The organism is Microbacterium rhizomatis, from assembly GCF_008710745.1.
In the GTDB taxonomy this organism is placed as follows: domain Bacteria; phylum Actinomycetota; class Actinomycetes; order Actinomycetales; family Microbacteriaceae; genus Microbacterium; species Microbacterium rhizomatis.
The window spans coordinates 842548-863954 of record NZ_VYSA01000001.1; the positions used below are offsets into that span (position 1 = coordinate 842548).

Here is a 21407-nt window from a genome sequence, read left to right on the forward strand (position 1 = left end):
GAGTCAGCGCAGCAGCATCGCCCTGCCGGGTTCGCGGAGCACATCGGCCACGGCGACGAGGAACCGAGCACCCTGCTCGCCGTCCACCAGCCGGTGGTCGAACGACAGGGCGAGCGTCATGACATCGCGGAGAGCGACCTCTCCACGGTGCTCCCACGGCTGCCGTCGAACGGCGCCCAGCGCGAGGATGCCCGCCTCGCCCGGGTTCAGGATCGGTGTGCCCGCATCGATGCCGAAGACGCCGACGTTCGTGATCGAGAACGTCCCGCCGGTCATGCCGGAGGGCGCAGTCTTGCCTGCGCGAGCCGTTGCGGCGAGCTCACCGATCGCATCGGCGAGCTCGACCAGACTCATCTGCTCGGCGTCCGGAATGTTCGGGACGACGAGCCCGCGGCCGGTCGCCGCCGCGATACCCAGATTGACGTAGTGGTGCGCGACGATCTCGCCGGCCTCGGCGTCCCACCGAGAGTTGAGAGCCGGATGCCGGGGCAGCGCGAGGCAGACGGCTTTGGCCGCGACCGCCATGATCCCGATGCGGTGGCCCTCCAGCATCCGATCGTCCCGGAGTGACGCGACCAGCTCGGTCGTGGCGGTGACGTCCACGGTGAGGAAGGTCGTCACATGCGGCGCGGTGAAGGCGCTGCGCACCATCGCATCGGCGGTCATCCGGCGCACCCCGCGAATGGGCGTGCGGGTCGTGCGCGGCGCGGCTCCGGCGACAGCCGCGGTCGGAGCGGGGGCCGGCACCTCCCTCCGGCGGGCGAAGTCCTCGACGTCGGATCGGGTGATCACGGGGCCCGCTCCGGATGCCTCGACCAGCGCCAGATCGATGCCGAGGTCCTTCGCGAGCTTGCGCACGGGAGGCGTCGACCGAGGACGCTCGCGGACGCGCTCGTCGGCACGGTCCGCGACCTGCATGATCGCGTCGTGCGGCGCAGCCACCAGGACGGCCGCGTCTGCGCTGGCAGGTGCTGTCACCCCACCGCGCACGCTGCGGGCACGCCGCTGCGGGCGCACGGTGCTCCGGGGAGCGGCGCCGTACCCGACGAGATTGGGCTGCGCCTTCTCTTCGACCTCGGTGGTCTCTTCGACCTCCGCTCCCCCTTCGACGCGGGGGGCTTCTCCAACCCCGCCGCCCAGGTCGAACGAGACCAGGACCGATCCGACCGGAACGATGTCGCCCGCTGCGGCATGGAGCGCACGGATCACCCCGGCGTGCGGAGAAGGAAGCTCCACGACCGCCTTGGCGGTCTCCACCTCGGCGATGACCTGATTGAGGGTCACCGTATCGCCCTCCGCGACCAGCCACTGAACGAGTTCAGCCTCGGGCAGGCCTTCACCCAGGTCGGGGAGACGGAAGTCCACGATCGCGGAGTCGGTCACAGCGATACCCCCGTCATGCTGTTCGGCCGATCCAGCACACGGTCGACGGCATCCAGGATCCGGTCGAGATCGGGGAGATGGTGCTTCTCGAGCTTCGCGGGAGGGTAGGGGATGTCGTGTCCCGTCACCCGGACGGGGGCGGACTCGAGGTATTCGAAGCACCGCTCTGTCACGCTCGCGACGATCTCAGCCCCGACGCCCGCTTCCCTCGCCGCCTCGTGGGTGACCACGACGCGGCCGGTCTTGCGCACGGACGATGTCACCGTGCGGTAATCGACGGGTGACAGCGAACGCAGATCGATGACCTCGATCGAGACGCCGTCGTCTTCCGCGGCGATCGCCGCATCCAGCGCCGTCGTCACCTGAGCGCCGTACGTGATGAGCGTCACGTCCGAGCCTTCTCTCGCGACACGGGCGAGCCCCATCGGCGGCGCATCGGCGATGTCGACACCCATGTCGACCTCGCCCTTGGCGTGGTACAGCCGCTTCGGCTCGAAGAAGACGACCGGGTCATCCGAGGCGATCGCCTGGCGCAGCATGACGTGCGCGTCTTGAGGGTTCGAGACGGCGACGACGCGGAGCCCGGAGGTGTGGACGAAGTACGCCTCGGGCGATTCGCTGTGATGCTCGGCCGCCCCGATGCCGCCCGCCCACGGGATGCGGACGGTGATCGGCATGTTCACATTGCCGTGCGAGCGATAGTGCAGCTTCGCGACCTGGCAGACGATCTGGTCGAACGCCGGGTAGACGAAGCCATCGAACTGGATCTCGACGACGGGCCGGTAGCCGCGGAAGGCGAGCCCGACCGCGGTTCCCATGATCCCCGCCTCAGCGAGCGGAGTATCGATCACACGCATCGCTCCGAATTCGGCCTGGAGGCCGTCCGTGATGCGGAAGACCCCGCCCAGGCGCCCGATGTCCTCCCCCAAGAGGAGCACTTTCGGGTCGTCGGCCAGTGCGCGCCGCAGACCTTCGTTGAGCGCCTTCGCCATCGTGAGAGTGGTCATCGACTCGTTCCCTCCGCGCCGGCGAACCCGTCGAGGTACGCCGCGAAGTGCTCGCGCTGTTCGTCGAGCCCCGCGTGCGGTTCGGCGTAGACGTGATCGAAGACGCCGATCGGCGCGCGCGAGACCGCGCCGAGGCATGCGGCGCGCACCTCCGAGCCCAACCGGTCGGCGTCGGCGGCGACGTCGGCGGCGAACTCGTCGTCGAACGCGTCCAGGGACCGCAGCAGCCTCTCGACGCGCAGAAGCGGGTCGCGGCGACGCCACCGCTCGAGCTCCTCCGGGTCGCGATACCGGGTCGGGTCGTCGGATGTCGTGTGCGGCCCCATCCGGTAGGTCACCGCCTCGATGAACGCGGGCCCCTCACCGCGACGCGCATGACCGAGCGCCCAGCGCATCGCCGCCATCGAGGCGAGCACATCGTTCCCGTCGATGCGCATGCTGGGGATGCCGAAGCCGGGCGCCCTCCCGGCGATCGGGTACTTCGCCTGTACGGTCACCGGCTCGGAGATCGCCCACTGGTTGTTCGTGCACACGAACACCACCGGGGCACGGAACGATGAGGCGAACACCATCGCTTCGTTCACGTCGCCCTGACTCGTGGCACCGTCGCCGAAGTAGGCGGCTGCCACCTGGTCGGTGCCGTCGCGCTGGATCCCCATCGCGTACCCGACGGCGTGCAGAGCCTGTGCGCCGATGATGATCTGGAGCGGCGCCGTATTGATCGCCGCCGGGTCGTAGGTCGAGTGCTCCTCGCCGCGCCACGTCAGCACCAGATCGGCGGGGCTCGCGCCGCGCACGTGGATGACCCCGGTCTCACGGTAGCTGGGGAAGACGAAGTCGTCCGACCGGAGCGCCCGCGCGGTGCCGATCTGCGTCGCCTCCTGACCGAGGCACGGCGCCCAGAGGCCCAGCTGACCCTGACGCTGGAGGGCGACGCCCTCGGTGTCGACCCGACGGACGAGCACCATGTCGCGGTACAGGGATTGGAGTGCTGTCGTATCTACGTCGGCCACCCAGGGGTCGAGCTCCCGATCGGCGACGCGCTCGCCGTCCTCGGTCAGCAGCCGCGCGACGTCCTCGACGTCGACGGCCGGGTCTGCGGTGGGGGTCAGGGTGTGCGCCATCGTCATACCTCTCGGTGAGATCCGCCCTCGTGAGGCCGATCTGCTAGAGCACCGGCGTCTTCGCCGATCACCGTCGACGTTACGTCCGCGGTACACCTAGCTCAAGCATCCGACGATTGCTTGAGCATGTTGCCAATCAACAGGCCGGAGCGACTGATATTGTTTCGCACTATGGGAAACCTCGATCGCGTCGACCTTGAGCTTCTGGCCGCTCTTGCGGGCGACCCGCGTGCCACCGTCGTCGCCCTTGCCGATCGCCTCGGGCTATCGCGCAATACAGTGCAGGCCAGAATGGCAAAGCTCGAACGTTCGGGCGTGTTCCTCTCGTACGAGCGCGCCCTGTCGCCGAATGCGCTCGGGTTCCCCATCAAGGCCTTCATCAGCGTCATGGTGCGACAGGCCGACCTCCCCCGCATCACCGCCGAACTGCAACGAGTGCCCGAGGTGGTCCAGGCGCATGGGCTCAGCGGGCAGGTGGACCTCCTGGTGAAGGTCGCGTGCCGAGACACCCAGCATCTCTTCGACACGGATGCTCGCATCCTCGCCATCGAGGGCGTCGAGCGCACCGAGACCTCGCTCGTCATGGGCGAGGTGATCGGCTACCGCGTCGCGCCACTCATGGAGCTGGCACGGCGGGAAGCGTAGCGACCTCCGTCGTCGGATTCACCGACGATCCCGCGTCGGCGCGCACGAGCACGACCCCGACCAGGATCAACGCTCCACCCGCGAACTGCACGGGTGCGGGCACCTCGGCAAGGAGCAGCCACGCGAAGCCGAGGGCGAACAGCACCTCCGACAGGCCCACGAACGATGCGACCCGAGACCCGATCCGGGGTACCGCCTTCACCCCCAGTGCGTAGCCGAGCGTCGTGCCCACAGCACCTACCCAGAGGAGGGGCACGAACCACGGCACCTCCACCCCGGCAAGCACGACCGAGACCGGGGGCGCGATGAACGGCATGACGCCCGACCCGCAGAGGACGGCCATGATCACCGCGCCCGTGATCAGGCCGCCCGAGGCCAGTGCGAGCGGAGGCAGGTCATCGCTCACGTGCTCGGCGATGAGGAAGTAGGCGCACACGCAGACCGCCGCGCAGAGCGCGAGAATCGTTCCGAGCAGGTCGAACGCGGCTCCCGAGATGTCGACGACGAGAACGAGACCGACGATCGCGACGACAGACCCCCAGAGCACAAGCGCGGAAGGCCGTCGACGTGTTCGCACCCACGCCAGGACCACCAGCATGACGGGGGCGAGGTACTGGATCAGAAGTGCGACAGCCACTGGCATCCGCTGCATGGCGGAGAAGAAGAAGAGCTGGCAGCCGAGCACGGGCATGAGTCCGAACGCGAGGATGATCCATCCGTGTCTGCGGACGAACCCGGGCTGCCTGCGGACGGTGCGGATCAGGGCGGGCGAGAGGATGAGGGCAGCAACGCCCATGCGGACCAGCAGTGCGGCGCCCAGCGACCAGCCCGCCTCGAGGAGCGGCTTGACGAGCGGGCCGCTCGACGAGAAGGCCAGGGCGGACGCGACGGCCATCACGAGACCGGACGTGCTCATGCGGCGTGCGGCGGGGGCACCGACGATCCGAAGCGAGGCGGTGGAGGCGACCATAGTGTCTCACTGTCAGGAGTAAACGGGGGTACGCTAGTGACTCTAAGGGAGCCGGGCGTCAGGAGTCAACATGGTCTTCATTCATGACACGAAGCAAGCGCTCGACGCTGCGGTCTCGCTCGTCAACACCCTGCCCGGCTACGACGGAACAGACACGCTGCAGACTCGCGCCGACCTCGAGTCGTACCTCGTCGTCAACCCGTACACGGGCGTCAGGCATCTCGATGACGCTGAGGTGGCGGCGGTCCGTACAATCCGCGCGCGCCTGCGCGAACTGTGGGACGTCGATCGCGAGGGAGCTGTCCCGCTGGTCAACCAGATGCTTCAGGACGGGCATGCCCTCCCCCGCCTGGTGATCCACGACGGATACGACTGGCACATCCACGCTACGGCCGACGATGCAGAGCTGGCGACGCGAATCCTCGTCGAAGCGGCGATGGCCTTCGTCGACGTCATCCGGTCTGACGAGTACGACCGCGTGCGCATCTGCGCTGCGGACGACTGCGATTCCGTCTACATCGACTATTCGAAGAACGGGTCGAAGCGCTACTGCGACACCGGCAACTGCGGAAACCGGATGAACGTCATCGCGTATCGCCAGCGGAAGGCGCAAGAAACCGCCTGATCGCGGATGCCGCGGGCCCCGGCGTCTCGTAGTGGATGAGGTGGCCGACATCAGGAATCTCGACCAGTTCGGCGTGCGGGAAGAGGGTCGCGAGGCGGCGCTCCGCCTCGATGGGGGTGATGTCGTCCTTCTGCGCCGCGACGAGGAGCGTCGGCACCTCGATGGCCGGCGCGAACTCGCTGACGTCGTGCGAGACGCTCGTCACGAACGCGTCGTGCAGCACGTCGCGATCCGCGAAGCGCGAGAAGTACGTGTCGTGCTGGTCGTGCACGAAGCGGCGCAGCTCTTTATCGGTGGTCTTGGCCATCGTGACGCTCATGACCCGTACGACCAGCCCGTTGCGAAGGATCGCCGTGCCCAGTCGCTCCGGCAGGCGAGCCCCAGCCCAGTAATAGAAGATCGCGAGGCGCGTCATGATGCCGCGCGGACCCTCGAGCGCGGGGGCGCCGATGGGATTGACCAGGATCAGCCCGGGGGTCGCGAGGCCGCCCGCGACCGCAGCTGACGCCACGATCGAGCCGAACGAGTGCCCCACGATGACGGCACCCGGCGCGACCGCACTGACGAACGCGCGCAACCAGTCGGTGTATGCCGCGAGGTCATGGGTCCGCCCCGGCAGCGGGAAGGTCTCGCCGAAACCCGGCAGATCGGGAGAGATGATCCGCATCTCCGGGAGCAGCGCAACAACCGCCTCGAGCCCGTGGTGCTCGCCGCGGAAGCCGTGAACCGCAACGATCGTCTTCTCCGCGTCCGCCGGACCGTATTCCCAATAGGCAGTGGCCCCTCCGACGAGCTCCACATCGTGCCGTGTCGGGCGGAGCGACCCGAGCGGAGCGGTCGGATGGGGAACGGGCACGGATCGATCGTAATCGACATGACCCGCACACCTGCCCGGCGGCAGCCGTCACCGACACAGCGCCGACGTGGGCGTACGCTGAGCGCGACATGCGCGACGAATCGGGGGTGAGCGAGCTGCCCGACCCACCGTCGAAGCCCGTGAAGCGCTGGGTGAACTTCTCGATCACCGCGGATGCCGGGACCACGAAGATCGTCGTCTCGGCATCCGCGGGGGCCCGTCATTGGAATTTCGACAGAAATGTCGCCGCTGTCCACGAGGTGCTTGTCTGAGGTGCGGTGACCAGGCGCGTGGACTCGCTGGCGGTCGTGGCAGTGGAGCCGGCGTTGATGGAACCGGTCGTTCCTGCGCGGCCCGTTTGGGTGGCTGCCCCGGCTCTCACGATCGATGCACTCTCTCGGGCTTCGCGGATAATGAGCGTCGGCTGCGCGGTCATCACCTTGAGCAAGGCGGAGGCAGCGGCTCCTACCGCCAGGGCGACTACCTGCGAAATCCAGGCGAACGAGGAGTTGAAGAACGCGGTGGCATTTGCGTCGAGATCGGGTGCCAGCGTCGTGACGATGAGTCCCGCGGACAGTGCGGCGCTGTACAAGTTCGCGCCAATGCCGACAATTGCAGCGACCACGGGCGACATGCCCACCGCGGCTAGTCCTCCTTCCATGGTGAGGACCGCCAGCAGTCCGGTTACCGTTGCCGTCGCCGATACGATTGCGCCCACGAGCGCGAGCGCGCCCAACACGACGACGCCGATCGCATCGCCGAGGGCAATATGGCCGGTGGGGTCGGTTTTCGTGACGGGGTTGAGGTCGGCGTAGTTGTACGTGTTGTGCAGCTCCGCGGTGTCTTGCGTGGTGAACCGCATGGTGGCCGGGTCGAACATGCGCGCCTGCAGGTACTGCTCGCCTGCGGGGGTGGTGTGTTCGCCGGCGTATTGGAACGGCTGGTAGGACAGCTCTCCTATCCACGCTGCACCCGTGTCGGCGCCCCCGCCGGTCCGGGTCGTTGTTCCGTAATCGGCGTAGGTGTACCGGGTCGTGGGGGTGCCGTCTGCTGCCGTGAGAGCGGTCGTATTGCCGTGCCGGTCCTGCGTGTAGTAGACCGTGTCCGCTCCGACCGCCGCTCTCGATTCCGGCCCCGTCGTGGTTCGGGACTGCCGGGCGGTACCGATCAGGTAAGACGCCGTCCCGGTCGAGTTCTCACCTTCGCTGTGCGTGTCGTTGATCAGTGTGCTGTCGTCCCAGTAAAAGCTCGCCCGAGCGGATTCGTCGCCAGGGCCGGCGGCAATGAGGTGTGCGCGCTGCCCGGTCGCCCAATACCCTGTCGATACGGTCTCCCCGGAGGAGCTCGTCTCGGTCACGGGCCGGTTGACGGCGTTGTACGAGTAGGCGGTCCCGTCGACAGCAGTGGTGAGATTGCCGGCCGCGTCGTAGGTCGGGGCGGCGTGGGAGCGCGTGCCGTCCGCTGCGGTCGTCGTGATGCCCGCGATCTCTCCGGTCGGGGTGTAGGTGAACTCCCGCACGGTCGTGGCATCGACCCCGGTGCCGGGGTTCGGGGCGGTGACGGTCTCGCGAGAGATGTCACCCGACACGGTCATCACGTAGGTCGTCTCCTTGACCATCGATCCATCCACGGTGTCACCTCGATGAACGGTGGAGTGGGTGAGACGGTCTTGCTCGTCATACTCATACGTCGTGGTGGTGGTCGTCGGATCGCCCCCGTCCGCGAGATCGGAGGTGGTATCGATGCGTCTCGTGAGGTTTCCACGACCGTCGTACGTGTACGAGCGGGCGTCTTGGATGCTCCCATCCGACCCGGTCGTCGTCTCGGTCGCGATCTCGTCGAGCGAGGTGAACGTGTACCGCGTGGTGACGCCGTTGCCGCGGGACAGCTCTCTCGTACGCCCGTACTCGTCGTACGTGTATGCGACCCGGCCGATTTCGGTGCCGTCGGGGCTGACCTGCACCGCGGCAGTGAGCAGCCCCGCCGGATCATGGGCATAGGAGGTGGTGTTCCCGGCGGTGTCGGTCGTGGAGGTCTTGCGACCGTTGTCGTCGTAGGTGTGGGTGATCTGCTTCCCGTCCGGGTATGTGGTGCTCGTGGTGTTCTTGAACCCGTCGTACGTGTAGGAGACCTGCGTACCGGCCCGGTCGGCCGGATCGAAAACGGCAAGGAGGTTTCCCGTGACGGGGTCGTACTCGTATCCGGAACGGACATCGTCCCCGATCGGGGAGGTCGTGACCGTTTCGGTCAGTTTTCGGGTCAGCGGGTCGTACGTGTTGACAGTCGATCGGCCGTAGCCGGTCAGTGCTTTCGCGACATGCCCGTCGGGGGTGTGGGTGTAGGTCGTGGTCGACCCGACCTGGTCGGTCTCGGACAGCACCCGACCAAGGATGTCCAGAGTGCGGGTACCCCCGGAGCGAGACTCGGCGCCCGCGCTCAAGGTCTTCTCCACGCTCGTCCCGAACTGGTCGAACCGGCGCTCCGCGACGATCGGCACTCCGTCGGAGTCGTGGCGCGCGAGAGTGGTGCTGGTCGGGTTGCCGAACACATCCAGCTTCGTGCTAGCGACCGTGGTCTCGTCCGATGTGGATGTCTCACGCCCGAATCCGTTGAACACTGAAGCAGTCGTGGGGACGGGTTTCTGATCCGCTCGAACGCCGCTGGACCGGGTGACCTGCCCGACCTCGTCCAGAACGCTCGTCCTGACGTATTCCGCGTCCGAGATGTTCCCCGTAGGGGTCAACCCTGTCGTCACAGTGTGGGCGATGTCGTCGTACTGGGTGATCTTGGCGAGCCCATTCGACGCGACGGTTTCGCGCTCCCGGCCGAACACATCCTGCTTCGTGACCGTCACCGCACCCCACGCGTCCGTGACCTCCACGGTCCCCGGGTCCGGGTAGATCCGCGACTCCACCACCCGCACATGCCCATCGACAGGCGCACCGTCCTTCAGGTTGTCGGTGACCTTCACGACCCGACCCAGCACGTCCGTCTCGGTCGTGGTGACCACCCCGTCCGGCGCGGTCACCACGGTCGCGTTCACCCCATCCGCCTGAACGGTGAGGTAACGGGTGCGGGTGAGGTTACCCGCAGTGTCTGTCCGCGCGGTCACACGCCCCGATGGGTCATACGAACTCGTCGTCGTATTTCCCAGTGCGTCGGTCTCGGAGATGGTCTGCTCGGTCAGGAGATCGGAGACGTGGCTGGTGGTGACGGCGAGATCCGTCCCCGCGGCGGCCGTGTCCGTGATCTTCTGAGTGCTCGCTGCCAGATCCACGTCCCTGGCATGCGTGGTGACGACGGGGGTACCGGTGCCTCCCTGTCCGAACACGCGTTCCTCGGAGACGAACCCATCGGTCCGCACAGCCCGCTCCGTCCTGCCGGTTCGGGTCAGGACTTCTCCTGCCTTTCCGGCTAAGGACTCCTCGACGACCGGCGCCGTCCGGGTCGGGTTCAGTTCGTAGCGGGTCTGTGAGACCAGCCCGTCCGTCGTGCGCACAGTCTCCGAGAGGGGCAGGCCCACGGGCAGGACGCCACCCGCGAGCACGGTCTCGTCATACACGGTCTCGGTCACAGTCCCATCCGGCGAGGTGTGGGAGACCATGTGCCCGTGGGGGTCGAACTCGTACGCGTCGGAAGTGGTCCGTTCACGGCCCGCATCATCTCGGTAAGTCACCTCGGCGGCGGTGGGGCGGTTGAACTGCGCCGGCAGGTCCCACGGGTCAGGGACAGTCCCGCCATCCGTCCCGGGATACCGGAACGCCTGCTCCTGAATGACGACCGGCCCTGATTCGGTGGTCACCTCGACGGAGCGGCCGATGAGCAAGTGGGTGGAGTTGTACTCCGAAATCACCCGGGTCGCACCGTCGGAGAGTGCCGTTCGGTACCGGAAGGCACCGTCACCGGACGAGAACACGTCTCCCTCCCCCGCGTACATCGGCCACCCCGATGCGACCCCAGACTCGGCATCCCACTCCCGCACAGACAGCACCGCCCCCGTGAGTCCATCGATGACCCGGACGCGGTCCACGCCGGCCGATCCGTCGACGAGGGGCTGCCAGGACACATCGGTGACCGCGCCCGACACCCCGGTGATCCGCGCGATCAGCCCGGACGAGTCGTAGTCGACCGACACCCGACCCCCGACGGCATCGACCACGCCGGCGACCCGGCCTCCGTCCAGCTCCACCTCTCCCCCGACCGACGCAGCGCCAGGGGGCGTTGCGGTGGCCCGAGTGACGTGGACAGCGGACGGGTTCGACCAGTCGACCCCGGTCACGACACCCACGGGGTCGACGACCCGCATGAGGCGGTGCGAGCCATCGGACGCCGGGACCCAATCCGTCCGGTTCTCCGAGTCCTTTATCTGCGTCAACGGCTCACCGTCCGCGTTGAAATACGTCGTCGTCCCGCCGGTCTGCGACAGTTCGAACGCGTACTCCCGCTCGGCGACCATCCCATCCGTCCGGGCGGGGACCACCCCACCGGTCTGGGAGAACACGGCGTCGCCGAGCACGTACCCGGCCATTCCGGACGGGGCGCTCGCGTCCGCGTCGTAGTCGCCCCCGGATACGGGGAACACTTTCACCCCACCGTCCACACCCACATATGGCACACCCGACAGGATCCATCCCGCACCCAAACCCACCATGTCCAGGCCGAGCGCCCTGGAATCCCAACGCAACTCCAACCCCGCCCGCGGAAGAACGAACGACAACGAACCCACCCGCTCGTCGATCTGACCATCCACCCCGTAGCCGAGGTCGAAACTGCCCACCACCGGCGTCGCCAAAGCCGAGTCGGCGAGCTGACCTGTCGCTGCAGTGGCTGAGACCGCACCCGACCCCAGCACCACGCACCCCACCACCAGGACGCCGACGCCCACACCCCACACACCTCGGCCGATTCCGAAGACAGACGACGACACAGTACCCTCCCAGAACGATTTGATATGCGAAACACTAATATATATCAGCGGGACTCGTGACCGGTGTCGGAGGGGATGCATACCGTAGTCGACATGGACCCGAACCTGCACGCCCCCCTGGCGGCGGATGCCCACGACTCGACGCCGGCGTGGGCACGAGTCATCGGGGTGTTCGACCTCGAGACGACCGGTATCGACGTCACGACAGACAGGATCGTGACGGCCCACGTCGGGCTCCTCGACGCGAGCGGTGCCGTCATCCTCTCGCGCGATTGGATCGCCGATCCGGGCATCGACATCCCCGAGTCGGCGGCGGCGATCCACGGCGTCACCACGGCGGACGCGCGTGCGGTCGGGTCGCCTGCGGGCGACGTCGTCGAGCAGATCGTCGACGTGCTCCGCTCACTGCTCGATGCCGGCATCCCCGTCGTCGCCTACAACGCGGCGTACGATTTCTCGCTGCTCGCGCACGAGGCCCACAGGCACGGCGTCTCCCCCTTGCGGGATCCGGCTCCCGTGATCGATCCGCTCATCATCGACAAGACGTATGACCGGTACCGTCGCGGCAAGCGCACGCTCGCGGCCGTGGCCGAGCACTACGCGGTGGGGCTGGACGATGCACATCACGCCTCCGCAGACGCCGTTGCGGCTGGGCGTCTCGCGCAAGCGCTCGCGGAGCGATTCGCCCCGCTTCTCCCGCCGAGGCTTGAAGAGCTTCACACTCGGCAGATCGCGTGGGCGCGGGCTCAGGCGGCCAGCCTGACCGAGTACTTCATCCGGATCGGGCGTCTCGACCCCGACGAGCGCCTCGACGGCGGTTGGCCGGTGCGATAACGCCCCCGATGCACGAAGAAACGCCCCGCCGAAGCGGGGCGTTTCTATCGAGCGAAGCGAGGTGAGCTAGTTGCTCGACCCACCGCCGAAGCCCTTGAAGCGCTGGTTGAACTTCTCGACGCGACCGGCCGAGTCCATGATGCGCTGCTTGCCCGTGTAGAACGGGTGCGACGCCGACGAGATCTCGACATCGATGACGGGGTACTCCACACCGTCGAGCTCGATCGTCTTGCTGCTGGTGACCGTCGAACGGGTCAGGAAGGTCTCGCCCGAACCGAGGTCGCGGAACACGACGTCCTGGTAGTTGGGGTGGATGTCAGTCTTCATGGTGATCCTCTAGGGAGTGGAGCTCTGGATTGTGCCAGGGCAGAAAGTCTGTGGTGCGAGCGCACCAAGGAACGATTCTATCAGGGATGCCGCACGATGCGGAATCATGCGCCCTCCGCCCGCCCCTGCGGTGCGGAGGCGTCAGGATCTGCGCGCGATGGCGGCGTACCGGCCGTCATGCTCGCTGAGCTCGATCGACAGCCCGAAGGCCCGGGACAGAGTCTCAGAGGTGAGCGCCTCCGCAATCGGACCAGCGGAGACCGCAGCGCCGTCTCGCAGAAGCAGCACGTGAGTGAAGCCCACCGGAATCTCTTCGACGTGGTGCGTCACCATCACCATCCCGGGCGTGGACGGCGCCTGCGCATAGCCCGTCAAGAGCGCCAGAAGCTCCTCTCGCGCGCCGAGGTCAAGGCTCGCCGTCGGCTCGTCGAGCAGCAGGAGCTCCGGATCCGTCATGACGGCGCGCGCGATCTGCACGCGCTTCTGTTCACCGTCCGACAGTGTGCCGAACGTGCGGTCGGCCAGGTGATCCAGCTTCCACTCGGCGAGCACCCGGAGCGCCCGGCGCTCGTCGATGTCTTCGTAGTCCTCGTTCCAGCGTCCGAGCACCGAGAAGGCGGCGGTGAGTACGACGTTCAGCACGGTCTCGTCACCCGGAATCCGCCTTGCCATCGCCGATGACGCGAAGCCGATCCTCGGACGCAGTTCGAACACGTCGCTGCGTCCGAGCACCTCGCCGAGGATCGTCACCCGACCCGAAGTGGGGTGCATGAGCGTGTCGGCCAGCTGGAGCAGGGTCGTCTTTCCCGCTCCGTTGGGGCCGAGAATCACCCACCGCTGATCGTCCTGCACCGTCCAGTCGAGATGATCGACGATGTTCCGGGTGCTTCGGCGGACGACGACGTCGGAGAACTCGAGCACCTGCGGCATGAGCCCAGCCTATCGGCCGCGACCGGCGACCTCGGCGTAGAGCGCCGCCGTGGCCTCGGCGATCGCACCCCAGCTGAAAGCCGCGGCCGCGCGCGCGCGGCCCGCTTCGCCGTAGGTCCGGGCACGCTCGCGGTCGGTCACGACCTCGGTCAGGACACGGGCGAGATCTGCGACGAACCGCTCCGGGTCGACCGGGGTGCCCGTTCCGTCCTGCACCTGCTCGATCGGGACCAGTCGCCCCGTGACGCCGTCCACGACGACCTCGGGAATGCCGCCGGTCGCTGTGCCCACGACAGCTGCCCCGCACGCCATCGCCTCGAGATTGACGATCCCCAGCGGCTCATACACCGACGGACACACGAACGTGGTCGCAGACGACAGGATGGCGCACAGCTCGTGCCGCGGCAGAAGCTTGTCGATCCAGACGACACCGTCACGGGTGGTCTGCAGATCGCGTACGAGACCCTCGACCTCGGTCAGGATCTGGGGCGTGTCCGGGGCGCCGGCGCAGAGGATCACCTGGACATCTGCAGGGAGCTCCGCCACGGCCCGCAGCAGGTAGGGCAGGCCCTTCTGCCGGGTGATGCGACCGACGAAGACGACGGAGGGACGATCGGGGTCGATCCCGTACTCGGCGAGCACCGCAGCATCCTCGACGGGGTGCCATTCCTCCACATCGATGCCGTTGTAGATCACGCGCACGTCGGCGGGATCGAGCGACGGGTAGCTCCGCAGGATGTCTTGCCGCATGCCCTCGCTCACGGCGATGATCGCCGCCGCACCCTCATATGCCGTCTTCTCGATATAGCTCGACACCGCGTAGCCGCCGCCGAGCTGTTCCGCCTTCCACGGGCGGAGCGGTTCGAGGCTGTGGGCCGTGACGATGTGGGGGATGCCGTGCAGCAACGACGACAGATGCCCCGCGAAGTTCGCGTACCAGGTGTGGCTGTGCACGACGTCCGCGCCGGCGACATCCGTGACGATCTCGAGATCGGTTCCGAGGGTCTGCACCGCTCCGTTCGCGCCGGCAAGCTCGACCGGAACCGCGTAAGAGGTCGTCCCCGTCTCGTCGCGGGCACCCCCGAACGCGCGCACCTGCACGTCCAGCCGCTCGCGCAGTGCCTTCACGAGTTCCGTGACATGCACTCCCGCGCCGCCATAGATCTCCGGCGGATACTCCTTCGTGATGATGTCGACTCGCATGTCAATACGCTAGTCCCCGGCCCTGGCGCGGCCTAGTGTGGTGCCATGCCAGCAGCGCCGAAGGTGTTCGGAATCATCCTCGCGGGCGGGGAGGGCAAGCGCCTCATGCCCCTCACCGCCGACCGAGCCAAGCCCGCCGTCCCGTTCGGCGGCCAGTACCGTCTCATCGATTTCGCGATCTCGAATCTGATCAACTCGGGGCTGAGACAGCTCGTCGTACTGACGCAGTACAAGTCGCACAGCCTCGACCGGCATATATCCCAGACCTGGCGGATGTCGCCGCTCCTCGACTCGTATGTTGCATCCGTCCCGGCGCAGCAGCGGCTCGGCAAGCGCTGGTTCTCCGGATCGGCTGACGCGATCCTGCAGAGCCTCAACCTGATCAACGACGAGAAGCCCGACATCGTCGTGGTGATCGGCGCCGATCACGTGTACCGCATGGACTTCCGTCAGATGCTCGCTGCGCACATCGAATCCGGCGCCCGGGCGACCGTAGCCGGCATCCGCCAGCCCATCGGACTCGCCAACCAGTTCGGCATCATCGATGTCGATGCGAAGGACCCGTCGAAGATCAAGCAGTTCCTCGAGAAGCCGCAGAACCCGACCGGCCTGGCCGACTCCCCCGGTGAGGTCCTCGCCTCGATGGGCAACTACATCTTCGACGCGGAGGCACTCATCGAGGCCGTCGAGACGGACGGCGAACTCCCGACCTCCAACCACGACATGGGCGGCGACATCGTGCCCTATTTCGTCGGACGAGGCGAAGCCGGCGTCTACGACATGAAGCGCAACGAGGTGCCCGGCTCCACCGACCGCGACAGGTCGTACTGGCGGGACGTGGGCACGATCGAGTCGTTCTTCGACGCGCACATGGATCTGATCTCGACCCTGCCGATCTTCAACCTCTACAACATGGACTGGCCCATCCACTCGCAGACGGTCAACTCGCCACCGGCGAAGTTCGTCCGCGACTCGGTCGGCCGCATCGGCAACTCGATCGACTCGATCGTCTCGCTCGGCTCGGTGCTCTCGGGGACTCACCTCGAACGCAGCGTGATCGGTCCGTGGGCCCTCGCCGCCGGCGGGTCGACGATCACCGACTCGGTCATCTTCGACCATGTCCGCGTCGGGCAGGGCGCCCGCATCCATCGCGCCATCCTCGACAAGAACGTGGTCCTGGGCGACGGAGCCACCGTCGGCGTCGACCGCGATCACGATCTGGCCAGGGGCTTCACCGTCACCGAGACCGGCATCACGGTCGTCGGCAAGGGTATGCGGGTCGACTGACCTCTGCGCGGGGGCTCCCCGCGGATCCCGCTAACGTGTGAGGGTGCCCGACGCCCCCACCCGCCTTCTCGTCGTCCTCGACGCGGATTCGACCCTTATCCGCAACGAAGTGATCGAGTTGATCGCCGACGAAGCGGGTCGCGGCCCCGAGATCGCGGCGGCGACCGAGGCCGCCATGCGCGGCGAGGTGGATTTCGCGGAGAGCCTGCGGTCGCGCGTCCGAGCCCTGGAGGGGGTGCCGCTGTCGTCGTTCGCGCGCGTTCGCGCGCGCATCGAACCCACCCCCGGCGTCCGAGAGCTCATCGACGCCGTGCACGAACGACACGGCGTCGTGGGAGTCGTCTCAGGCGGCTTCCACGAGATCCTCGACACGGTCGCTCCCCAGCTAGGGGTCGACCGGTGGCGGGCGAATCGACTCGCCTCGAAGGACGAGGTGCTCACCGGAGTCATCGACGGCGAGATCGTGGATGCTGCGGCCAAGGCCGCGTCGCTTCGTGAATGGGCCGATGAACTCGGCGTGTCGGCCGCGCGCACGATCGCGATCGGCGACGGCGCGAACGACCTGCTGATGATGGCCGCTGCAGGCCTCGGGCTCGCCTTCAACGCCAAACCCGCGGTGCGCGCGCACGCGGACCTGGTGATCGGGCCGGTGGATCTGCGCGAAGTGATTCCGCTGCTGCCCTGAGCAGCGCCCCGAAGGTGGCCGGGGGCGATGCGCGCCCGTCAGTGCCCCATGCCGAGGCCGCCGTCCACCGGAATCACGGCACCCGAGATGTAGGACGCGTCATCCGACGCGAGCCACGTCACGACCCCGGCGACCTCGTCTGTCGTGGCGAAGCGCCCCGCCGGGATGTTCTTCTTGTACTCCGCCTGGGTCGCCTCGGGCAGGACTGCGGTGAGGTCGGTCTCGATGAAGCCGGGGGCGACGACGTTCGCCGTGATGCCCCGTCCGCCGAGCTCTCGCGTGAGTGAACGCGCGAAGCCCACCAGGGCGCTCTTGGAGGCCGAGTAGTTGACCTGACCGGCTCCGCCGTAGAGGCCGACGACACTCGAGATGAGGATCACGCGCCCCCAGCGCGCGCGGAGCATTCCCTTGGATGCGCGCTTGACGACGCGGAAGGTTCCGCCGAGATTGGTCGCGATCACGCTGTCGAAATCGTCCTCCGTCATCCTGAGCAGGAGTGTGTCGCGCGTGATGCCCGCGTTCGCGACGACGATCTCGACGGGCCCCAGTTGCTGCTCCACCTCGGTGAACGCGGCATCGAGGGCTGCGGCATCCGTCACGTCCGCGCGCACCGTCAGCGTGCCCTCGGGTCCTTCGCCGGATCGGGCTGTCACTGCGACCCGGTACCCCTCCGCGACGAAGCGCTCGGCGATGGCACGGCCGATGCCGCGGTTTCCCCCGGTGACGAGGACGACGCGATCGCTGGGCATGTAGGCCTCCTGGAGCTCGGCGGATGATCCGCACCAGCCTACCGGCGCGGGTTTGACACCCGGGTTGCGGCGCTGGGACGCTGAAGGCCAGCATCCGTGACGAAAGGCGCATCGTGAGCGACACCTCCCCCGGCCAGAATCCTCAGGTCCCCGCCGTGCCGGCGCCGCCCGCTCCCCCCGCCTATGGCTCGCCCGCGCAGCCGAGCGCCTATCCGCCTCCGAGCGCGTACCCACCCCCGGCTCCGTACGGAGCGCCCGCTCAGCCTGCCCCCTACGGCGCTCCTCCGCAGCCGGTCTACGGCCAGCCCGGTGCCTACCCGCAGTACGCGCAGGCTCCGTACGGCGCGTATCCGCAGCCGGTCAAGACCAACACGCTCGCAGTGATCTCGATGATCGCCTCGATCGTCGGATTCCTCTGGTTCCTGCCGTTCATCGGTTCACTCGCCGGCGTGATCATGGGGCACATCTCGCTGCGTCAGATCTCCCAGACGCAAGAGGGCGGACGCGGGCTGGCGCTGGCGGGAGTCATCGTCGGGTACGTCGGCCTCGGGCTGTTCATCCTCGGCGTGATCGCCTTCTTCGCATTCATCGGGTTCGCCGCCACGCAGGGTGCGCGTTATAACAACATCTGAGTCCGATCGCACGCCGCGGACGGGGCCGAGAGGCTCGCACGCGGCGTAGTCTGTGATCATCGTGAAGAGTCAGGCGAATGCGCAGTCGGCGACGTCCCTTCCGCGGGCGCCGCGCGACGAAGCGAGCCGTCGGTACACGAGGTACCTCGTGATGATGGGCATCCGCATCGTGTGCTTCGTGCTGATGGTGCTGGTCACTCCGTACGGCTGGTACACGTGGGTCTTCGGTGCCGGGGCGATCTTCCTGCCCTATATCGCCGTCGTCATCGCCAACGTCGGCGACGATGTGCATGAAGTGGATGCCGAGAGCCCGGAGCGTGCTCTGCCGCAAGCGCCGAGCACACCGGTCGTACGTGAGGCGGAGGCGTCCGCGCCTCCGGTGATCCTCATCCACGAGAGCCGCCCGATCGACGGGGCCGGCCAGGGCGACGGTCCGGCCTCCGGGCCCGGCGCATGAGCCCACGGCACGACGCTGACTCGGATCCGGGCGCGTCGACCGCGGAGTGCTCGAGAGCGGGATGCCGCGAGCACGCCTCCTGGCGGATCACCTGGCGCAATCCCCGTATCCACACCGGTGACCGCCGCAAGATCTGGGTGGCGTGCGATGACCACGTCGAGTACCTGCGCGCGTTTCTCGCCGCGCGCGAGTTCCCCGTGTCGGTGAGCGCGCTCACATCCGCCGGAGGCGTGTTGTGAGCCGCGCCACCGCTCCCGCCGCGGTGCGCTGGACGATCTACATCGCCGTCGCGATCGTGTTCGCGATCGCGTGCGGGTTCCTCTCGAATTGGCAGTTCTCCCGGAACGCGGAGCGATCCGAGCAGCTCGCGCTGGTCGCCGCGAACTACGACCGCGAACCCGTGTCGCTCGACTCGGCGATCCCCCTGGGCACGACGCTGGCACCGCAGGACGAGTGGCTCCCCGTCGAGCTGACGGGGAGATACCTGGACGGTGAACAGATCCTGGTGCGCAATCGACCGCACGGCGGGACGGCAGCCTTCGAGGTGCTCGTACCCTTCCAGCTGGACGATGGCCGCGTCCTCCTCGTTGATCGAGGGTGGGTTCCGCCCGGAAACCACCAGCCGGACCCGGATGTCATTCCTGCCGCACCGACGGGCGACGTGTCGGTGATCGTCCGGCTGCGGCCGGGTGAGGCCCTCCCCACCTCCGGCCGGTCGGCACCCGACGGTCAGGTGCCGACGATCAACCTCCCGCTGGTCGCGGATATGCTCGACCCGGCGTCAGCGGCCAAGCTCGAGCAGTCGGCTTACGGTCTCATGATGTCCGAGACCCCGGCCCCCGACACACGGCCGCAGGCCGTCGACCCGCCGTCGGACGACCCAGGACCCTACCTGTCGTACGCGATCCAGTGGATCCTGTTCGCGATCATGGGCTTCGTCTTCATCTGGTACGTGATCCGCAGCGAACGACGGGCCCGGCGAGAGGATGCCGAAGACCGTGCCGCGGCCGCCGCCGGCGTCGAGCTTCCGACCCGCACGCCGGCCAGGCGTCGACGCGACCGCGACGCCGAAGACGAGGATGCGCTGCTCGACCGCACCCGCTGACCCGCCTCCGCAGCGACGGAAGATCACGCGAGCGTGATCAGCTCCTGGTACTCGCGGTTCCAGATGTCTTCGACGCCGTCGGGAAGGATGAGGACACGCTCGGGGTTGAGCGCCATCACCGCGCCCTCGTCATGCGAGACGAGCACCACGGCGCCCTCGTAGTGCGAGAGCGCGCCGAGGATCTCTTCGCGCGACGCGGGATCGAGGTTGTTCGTGGGCTCGTCCAGCAGGAGCATGTTCGCCGACGAGACGACGAGAGTCGCCAGCGACAGGCGCGTCTTCTCGCCGCCGGAGAGTACGCCGGCGGGCTTGAGCACATCGTCGCCCGTGAACAGGAACGAACCCAGCACCTTACGCGCCTCGGTGGCGGTGATGTCGGGCGCCGCCGACATCATGTTCTCGAGCACCGACCGATTGACGTCGAGGTTCTCGTGCTCCTGGGCGTAGTAGCCGACCTTCAGTCCGTGGCCGGGTTCGAGCTCACCCGTGTCGGGCTTGTCGACCCCCGCGAGGATCCGCAGGAGCGTCGTCTTGCCCGCGCCGTTGAACCCGAGCACGACGACCTTCGACCCGCGGTCGATCGCGAGATCCACATCTGTGAAGATCTCCAGCGAGCCGTACGACTTCGACAGACCCGTCGCCATGAGCGGCGTCTTTCCGCACGGCGCGGGCTTGGGGAAGCGGAGCTTCGCGACACGCTCCTCCTGACGCACCTCGTCGAGGCCGGACAACATCTTCTCCGCACGTGCGACCATCTGGTGGGCGGCGGCGGCCTTCGATGCCTTGGCGCCGAACCGGGCGGCCTGCAGCTGCAGTGCTGTCGCCTTCTTCTCGACGTTGACGCGCTCCTTCTTCCGGCGCTCTTCGTCGGCGACCCGCTGGCGCAGGTAGTTCTTCCAGTTCATGTTGTAGACGTCGATGACCTGACGGTTCGCGTCGAGGTAGAAGACCCGGTTGACGGTCTCGCCCACGAGTTCGACGTCGTGGCTGATCACAATGAGGCCACCGCGGTAGTTCTTCAGGAACTCACGCAGCCACACCACGCTGTCAGCGTCGAGGTGGTTGGTCGGCTCGTCGAGGATCATCGAATCTGCATCCGAGAACAGGATGCGGGCGAGCTCGATCCGGCGTCGCTGGCCGCCCGACAGCGTGCTCAGCGGCTGATCGAGAAGTCGATCCGGGAGCGAGAGGTTGTGCGAGATCGTCGCCGCCTCTGCCTCGGCCGTGTAGCCGCCCAGAGCTTCGAAACGCTCCGTGAGCTGGCCGTACCGCTTCATCGCCTTCGCGGCGACGGCCTGATCGTCAGCACCCATGGCCAGAGCAGCCTCGTGCATCTCGATCGCCAAGGAGCCGAGGCCGCGTGCATCGAGGATGCGCGTGCGGGCGAGCATCGATGGATCACCCGAGCGGGGATCCTGCGGCAGGTAACCGAGTTCGCCCGATCGCTCGACGCGGCCGTCGGCCGGAAGCAGATCGCCCGCGAGGACCTTCGTGAGCGTGGTCTTGCCGGCGCCGTTGCGGCCCACGAGCCCCACTTTGTCACCGGGTGACACGCGGAAGGAGACATCCGACATGAGGATGCGGGCTCCCACGCGGATCTCGAGGTCGTGAACGGCGAGCACAGCAGACGTCCGTTTCTTGAAGTCGGGGATCGAGGGCGG

The 21407-nt window shown here is 67.6% G+C and carries 21 protein-coding genes; 10 read left to right on the forward strand and 11 right to left on the reverse strand.

Annotated features, from left to right (window positions below; translation table 11 throughout):
- Positions 1-3 precede the first annotated feature (3 nt).
- From F6B43_RS04055 to pdhA, 3 genes are read right to left on the reverse strand one after another with little or no spacing between them, the layout of a single operon-like run.
- Complete coding sequence (locus tag F6B43_RS04055; protein ID WP_150447591.1) at positions 4-1383, reverse strand: dihydrolipoamide acetyltransferase family protein; 1380 nt, start codon at positions 1381-1383, stop codon at positions 4-6.
- Positions 1380-2390 (reverse strand): alpha-ketoacid dehydrogenase subunit beta, encoded by a 1011-nt coding sequence (locus F6B43_RS04060; RefSeq protein ID WP_150447592.1) that lies wholly within the window; start codon positions 2388-2390, stop codon positions 1380-1382. Before F6B43_RS04060 ends, F6B43_RS04055 begins: the two co-directional genes overlap by 4 nt.
- Complete coding sequence (gene pdhA / locus F6B43_RS04065) at positions 2387-3520, reverse strand: pyruvate dehydrogenase (acetyl-transferring) E1 component subunit alpha (protein WP_150447593.1); 1134 nt, start codon at positions 3518-3520, stop codon at positions 2387-2389. Before pdhA ends, F6B43_RS04060 begins: the two co-directional genes overlap by 4 nt.
- Positions 3521-3685: 165 nt before the next feature.
- Here pdhA and F6B43_RS04070 point away from each other — a divergent pair, with 165 nt between their 5' ends.
- Positions 3686-4159, forward strand: a complete 474-nt coding sequence (locus F6B43_RS04070; protein WP_150447594.1) for an Lrp/AsnC family transcriptional regulator — start codon at positions 3686-3688, stop codon at positions 4157-4159.
- Here the strand turns inward: F6B43_RS04070 and F6B43_RS04075 are convergent.
- The gene (locus F6B43_RS04075; RefSeq protein WP_150447595.1) at positions 4131-5129 is read right to left on the reverse strand and encodes a DMT family transporter; all 999 of its coding nucleotides are present in this window, start codon (positions 5127-5129) and stop codon (positions 4131-4133) included. The two genes, F6B43_RS04070 and F6B43_RS04075, sit on opposite strands and share 29 nt — an antisense overlap.
- Before the next feature lie 70 nt (positions 5130-5199).
- Here F6B43_RS04075 and F6B43_RS04080 point away from each other — a divergent pair, with 70 nt between their 5' ends.
- Positions 5200-5754: a CGNR zinc finger domain-containing protein gene (locus F6B43_RS04080; RefSeq protein ID WP_150447596.1), complete on the forward strand. Its 555-nt coding sequence runs from the start codon at positions 5200-5202 to the stop codon at positions 5752-5754.
- On the opposite strand, the gene F6B43_RS04085 is transcribed toward F6B43_RS04080, so the two are convergent.
- Positions 5714-6610 carry an alpha/beta fold hydrolase gene (locus F6B43_RS04085; RefSeq protein WP_150447597.1) on the reverse strand — a complete coding sequence of 299 codons (897 nt, stop codon included), beginning with the start codon at positions 6608-6610 and terminating at the stop codon, positions 5714-5716. The genes F6B43_RS04080 and F6B43_RS04085 overlap by 41 nt on opposite strands.
- Positions 6611-6699: 89 nt before the next feature.
- On the opposite strand from F6B43_RS04085, the gene F6B43_RS04090 reads away from it, so the two are divergent.
- Positions 6700-6882, forward strand: a complete 183-nt coding sequence (locus F6B43_RS04090; protein WP_150447598.1) for a hypothetical protein — start codon at positions 6700-6702, stop codon at positions 6880-6882.
- On the opposite strand, the gene F6B43_RS04095 is transcribed toward F6B43_RS04090, so the two are convergent.
- A complete protein-coding gene (locus F6B43_RS04095) occupies positions 6831-11537 on the reverse strand; it encodes an RHS repeat protein (protein ID WP_150447599.1) in 4707 nt (1568 codons plus the stop codon). The genes F6B43_RS04090 and F6B43_RS04095 overlap by 52 nt on opposite strands.
- 93 nt (positions 11538-11630) lie before the next feature.
- Between F6B43_RS04095 and F6B43_RS04100 the strand changes: the two genes are divergently transcribed.
- Positions 11631-12371, forward strand: a complete 741-nt coding sequence (locus F6B43_RS04100; protein WP_246159784.1) for an exonuclease domain-containing protein — start codon at positions 11631-11633, stop codon at positions 12369-12371.
- 66 nt (positions 12372-12437) lie between these two features.
- Here F6B43_RS04100 and F6B43_RS04105 read toward each other — a convergent pair whose 3' ends face one another.
- From F6B43_RS04105 to glgA, 3 genes are all read right to left on the reverse strand, one after another.
- On the reverse strand, positions 12438-12698 hold the full coding sequence (locus F6B43_RS04105) for a type B 50S ribosomal protein L31 (protein WP_150447601.1): 261 nt from the start codon (positions 12696-12698) through the stop codon (positions 12438-12440).
- Between the two features lie 141 nt (positions 12699-12839).
- Positions 12840-13628, reverse strand: coding sequence for an ABC transporter ATP-binding protein (locus tag F6B43_RS04110; protein WP_150447602.1), 789 nt, complete (start codon positions 13626-13628; stop codon positions 12840-12842).
- Between the two features lie 9 nt (positions 13629-13637).
- The gene (glgA, locus tag F6B43_RS04115; protein ID WP_150447603.1) at positions 13638-14831 is read right to left on the reverse strand and encodes a glycogen synthase; all 1194 of its coding nucleotides are present in this window, start codon (positions 14829-14831) and stop codon (positions 13638-13640) included.
- 45 nt (positions 14832-14876) lie between these two features.
- On the opposite strand from glgA, the gene glgC reads away from it, so the two are divergent.
- Together glgC and serB are read left to right on the forward strand one after the other, a co-directional pair.
- A complete protein-coding gene (gene glgC, locus F6B43_RS04120; protein WP_150447604.1) occupies positions 14877-16118 on the forward strand; it encodes a glucose-1-phosphate adenylyltransferase in 1242 nt (413 codons plus the stop codon).
- A 43-nt stretch (positions 16119-16161) separates the two neighbouring features.
- Positions 16162-16803 (forward strand): phosphoserine phosphatase SerB, encoded by a 642-nt coding sequence (gene serB, locus F6B43_RS04125; RefSeq protein WP_150447605.1) that lies wholly within the window; start codon positions 16162-16164, stop codon positions 16801-16803.
- A gap of 38 nt (positions 16804-16841) precedes the next feature.
- Here serB and F6B43_RS04130 read toward each other — a convergent pair whose 3' ends face one another.
- A complete protein-coding gene (locus tag F6B43_RS04130; protein WP_150447606.1) occupies positions 16842-17552 on the reverse strand; it encodes a beta-ketoacyl-ACP reductase in 711 nt (236 codons plus the stop codon).
- A gap of 113 nt (positions 17553-17665) precedes the next feature.
- Between F6B43_RS04130 and F6B43_RS04135 the strand changes: the two genes are divergently transcribed.
- From F6B43_RS04135 to F6B43_RS04150, 4 genes are all read left to right on the forward strand, one after another.
- Positions 17666-18184 carry a DUF4190 domain-containing protein gene (locus F6B43_RS04135; protein ID WP_246159785.1) on the forward strand — a complete coding sequence of 173 codons (519 nt, stop codon included), beginning with the start codon at positions 17666-17668 and terminating at the stop codon, positions 18182-18184.
- A gap of 61 nt (positions 18185-18245) precedes the next feature.
- The gene (locus F6B43_RS04140; RefSeq protein ID WP_150447608.1) at positions 18246-18641 is read left to right on the forward strand and encodes a DUF3099 domain-containing protein; all 396 of its coding nucleotides are present in this window, start codon (positions 18246-18248) and stop codon (positions 18639-18641) included.
- Complete coding sequence (locus tag F6B43_RS04145; RefSeq protein ID WP_150447609.1) at positions 18638-18880, forward strand: hypothetical protein; 243 nt, start codon at positions 18638-18640, stop codon at positions 18878-18880. The genes F6B43_RS04140 and F6B43_RS04145 overlap by 4 nt, the downstream gene beginning before the upstream one ends.
- Positions 18877-19746, forward strand: a complete 870-nt coding sequence (locus F6B43_RS04150; protein ID WP_150447610.1) for an SURF1 family cytochrome oxidase biogenesis protein — start codon at positions 18877-18879, stop codon at positions 19744-19746. The genes F6B43_RS04145 and F6B43_RS04150 overlap by 4 nt, the downstream gene beginning before the upstream one ends.
- Before the next feature lie 23 nt (positions 19747-19769).
- On the opposite strand, the gene F6B43_RS04155 is transcribed toward F6B43_RS04150, so the two are convergent.
- A complete protein-coding gene (locus F6B43_RS04155; RefSeq protein ID WP_150447611.1) occupies positions 19770-21368 on the reverse strand; it encodes an ABC-F family ATP-binding cassette domain-containing protein in 1599 nt (532 codons plus the stop codon).
- Between the last annotated feature and the right edge of the window lie 39 nt (positions 21369-21407).

What these genes read in the sequence shown, in the direction of transcription:
- F6B43_RS04090 (WP_150447598.1), top strand. Translation starts at nt 6,700, where the DNA reads ATGCGCGACGAATCGGGGGTGAGCGAGCTGCCCGACCCACCGTCGAAG.
- F6B43_RS04070 (WP_150447594.1), top strand. Translation starts at nt 3,686, where the DNA reads ATGGGAAACCTCGATCGCGTCGACCTTGAGCTTCTGGCCGCTCTTGCG.
- glgA (WP_150447603.1), bottom strand. Translation starts at nt 14,831, where the DNA reads ATGCGAGTCGACATCATCACGAAGGAGTATCCGCCGGAGATCTATGGC.
- F6B43_RS04145 (WP_150447609.1), top strand. Translation starts at nt 18,638, where the DNA reads ATGAGCCCACGGCACGACGCTGACTCGGATCCGGGCGCGTCGACCGCG.
- F6B43_RS04060 (WP_150447592.1), bottom strand. Translation starts at nt 2,390, where the DNA reads ATGACCACTCTCACGATGGCGAAGGCGCTCAACGAAGGTCTGCGGCGC.
- glgC (WP_150447604.1), top strand. Translation starts at nt 14,877, where the DNA reads ATGCCAGCAGCGCCGAAGGTGTTCGGAATCATCCTCGCGGGCGGGGAG.
- F6B43_RS04105 (WP_150447601.1), bottom strand. Translation starts at nt 12,698, where the DNA reads ATGAAGACTGACATCCACCCCAACTACCAGGACGTCGTGTTCCGCGAC.
- F6B43_RS04100 (WP_246159784.1), top strand. Translation starts at nt 11,631, where the DNA reads ATGGACCCGAACCTGCACGCCCCCCTGGCGGCGGATGCCCACGACTCG.
- F6B43_RS04080 (WP_150447596.1), top strand. Translation starts at nt 5,200, where the DNA reads ATGGTCTTCATTCATGACACGAAGCAAGCGCTCGACGCTGCGGTCTCG.
- pdhA (WP_150447593.1), bottom strand. Translation starts at nt 3,520, where the DNA reads ATGACGATGGCGCACACCCTGACCCCCACCGCAGACCCGGCCGTCGAC.
- F6B43_RS04075 (WP_150447595.1), bottom strand. Translation starts at nt 5,129, where the DNA reads ATGGTCGCCTCCACCGCCTCGCTTCGGATCGTCGGTGCCCCCGCCGCA.
- F6B43_RS04110 (WP_150447602.1), bottom strand. Translation starts at nt 13,628, where the DNA reads ATGCCGCAGGTGCTCGAGTTCTCCGACGTCGTCGTCCGCCGAAGCACC.
- F6B43_RS04130 (WP_150447606.1), bottom strand. Translation starts at nt 17,552, where the DNA reads ATGCCCAGCGATCGCGTCGTCCTCGTCACCGGGGGAAACCGCGGCATC.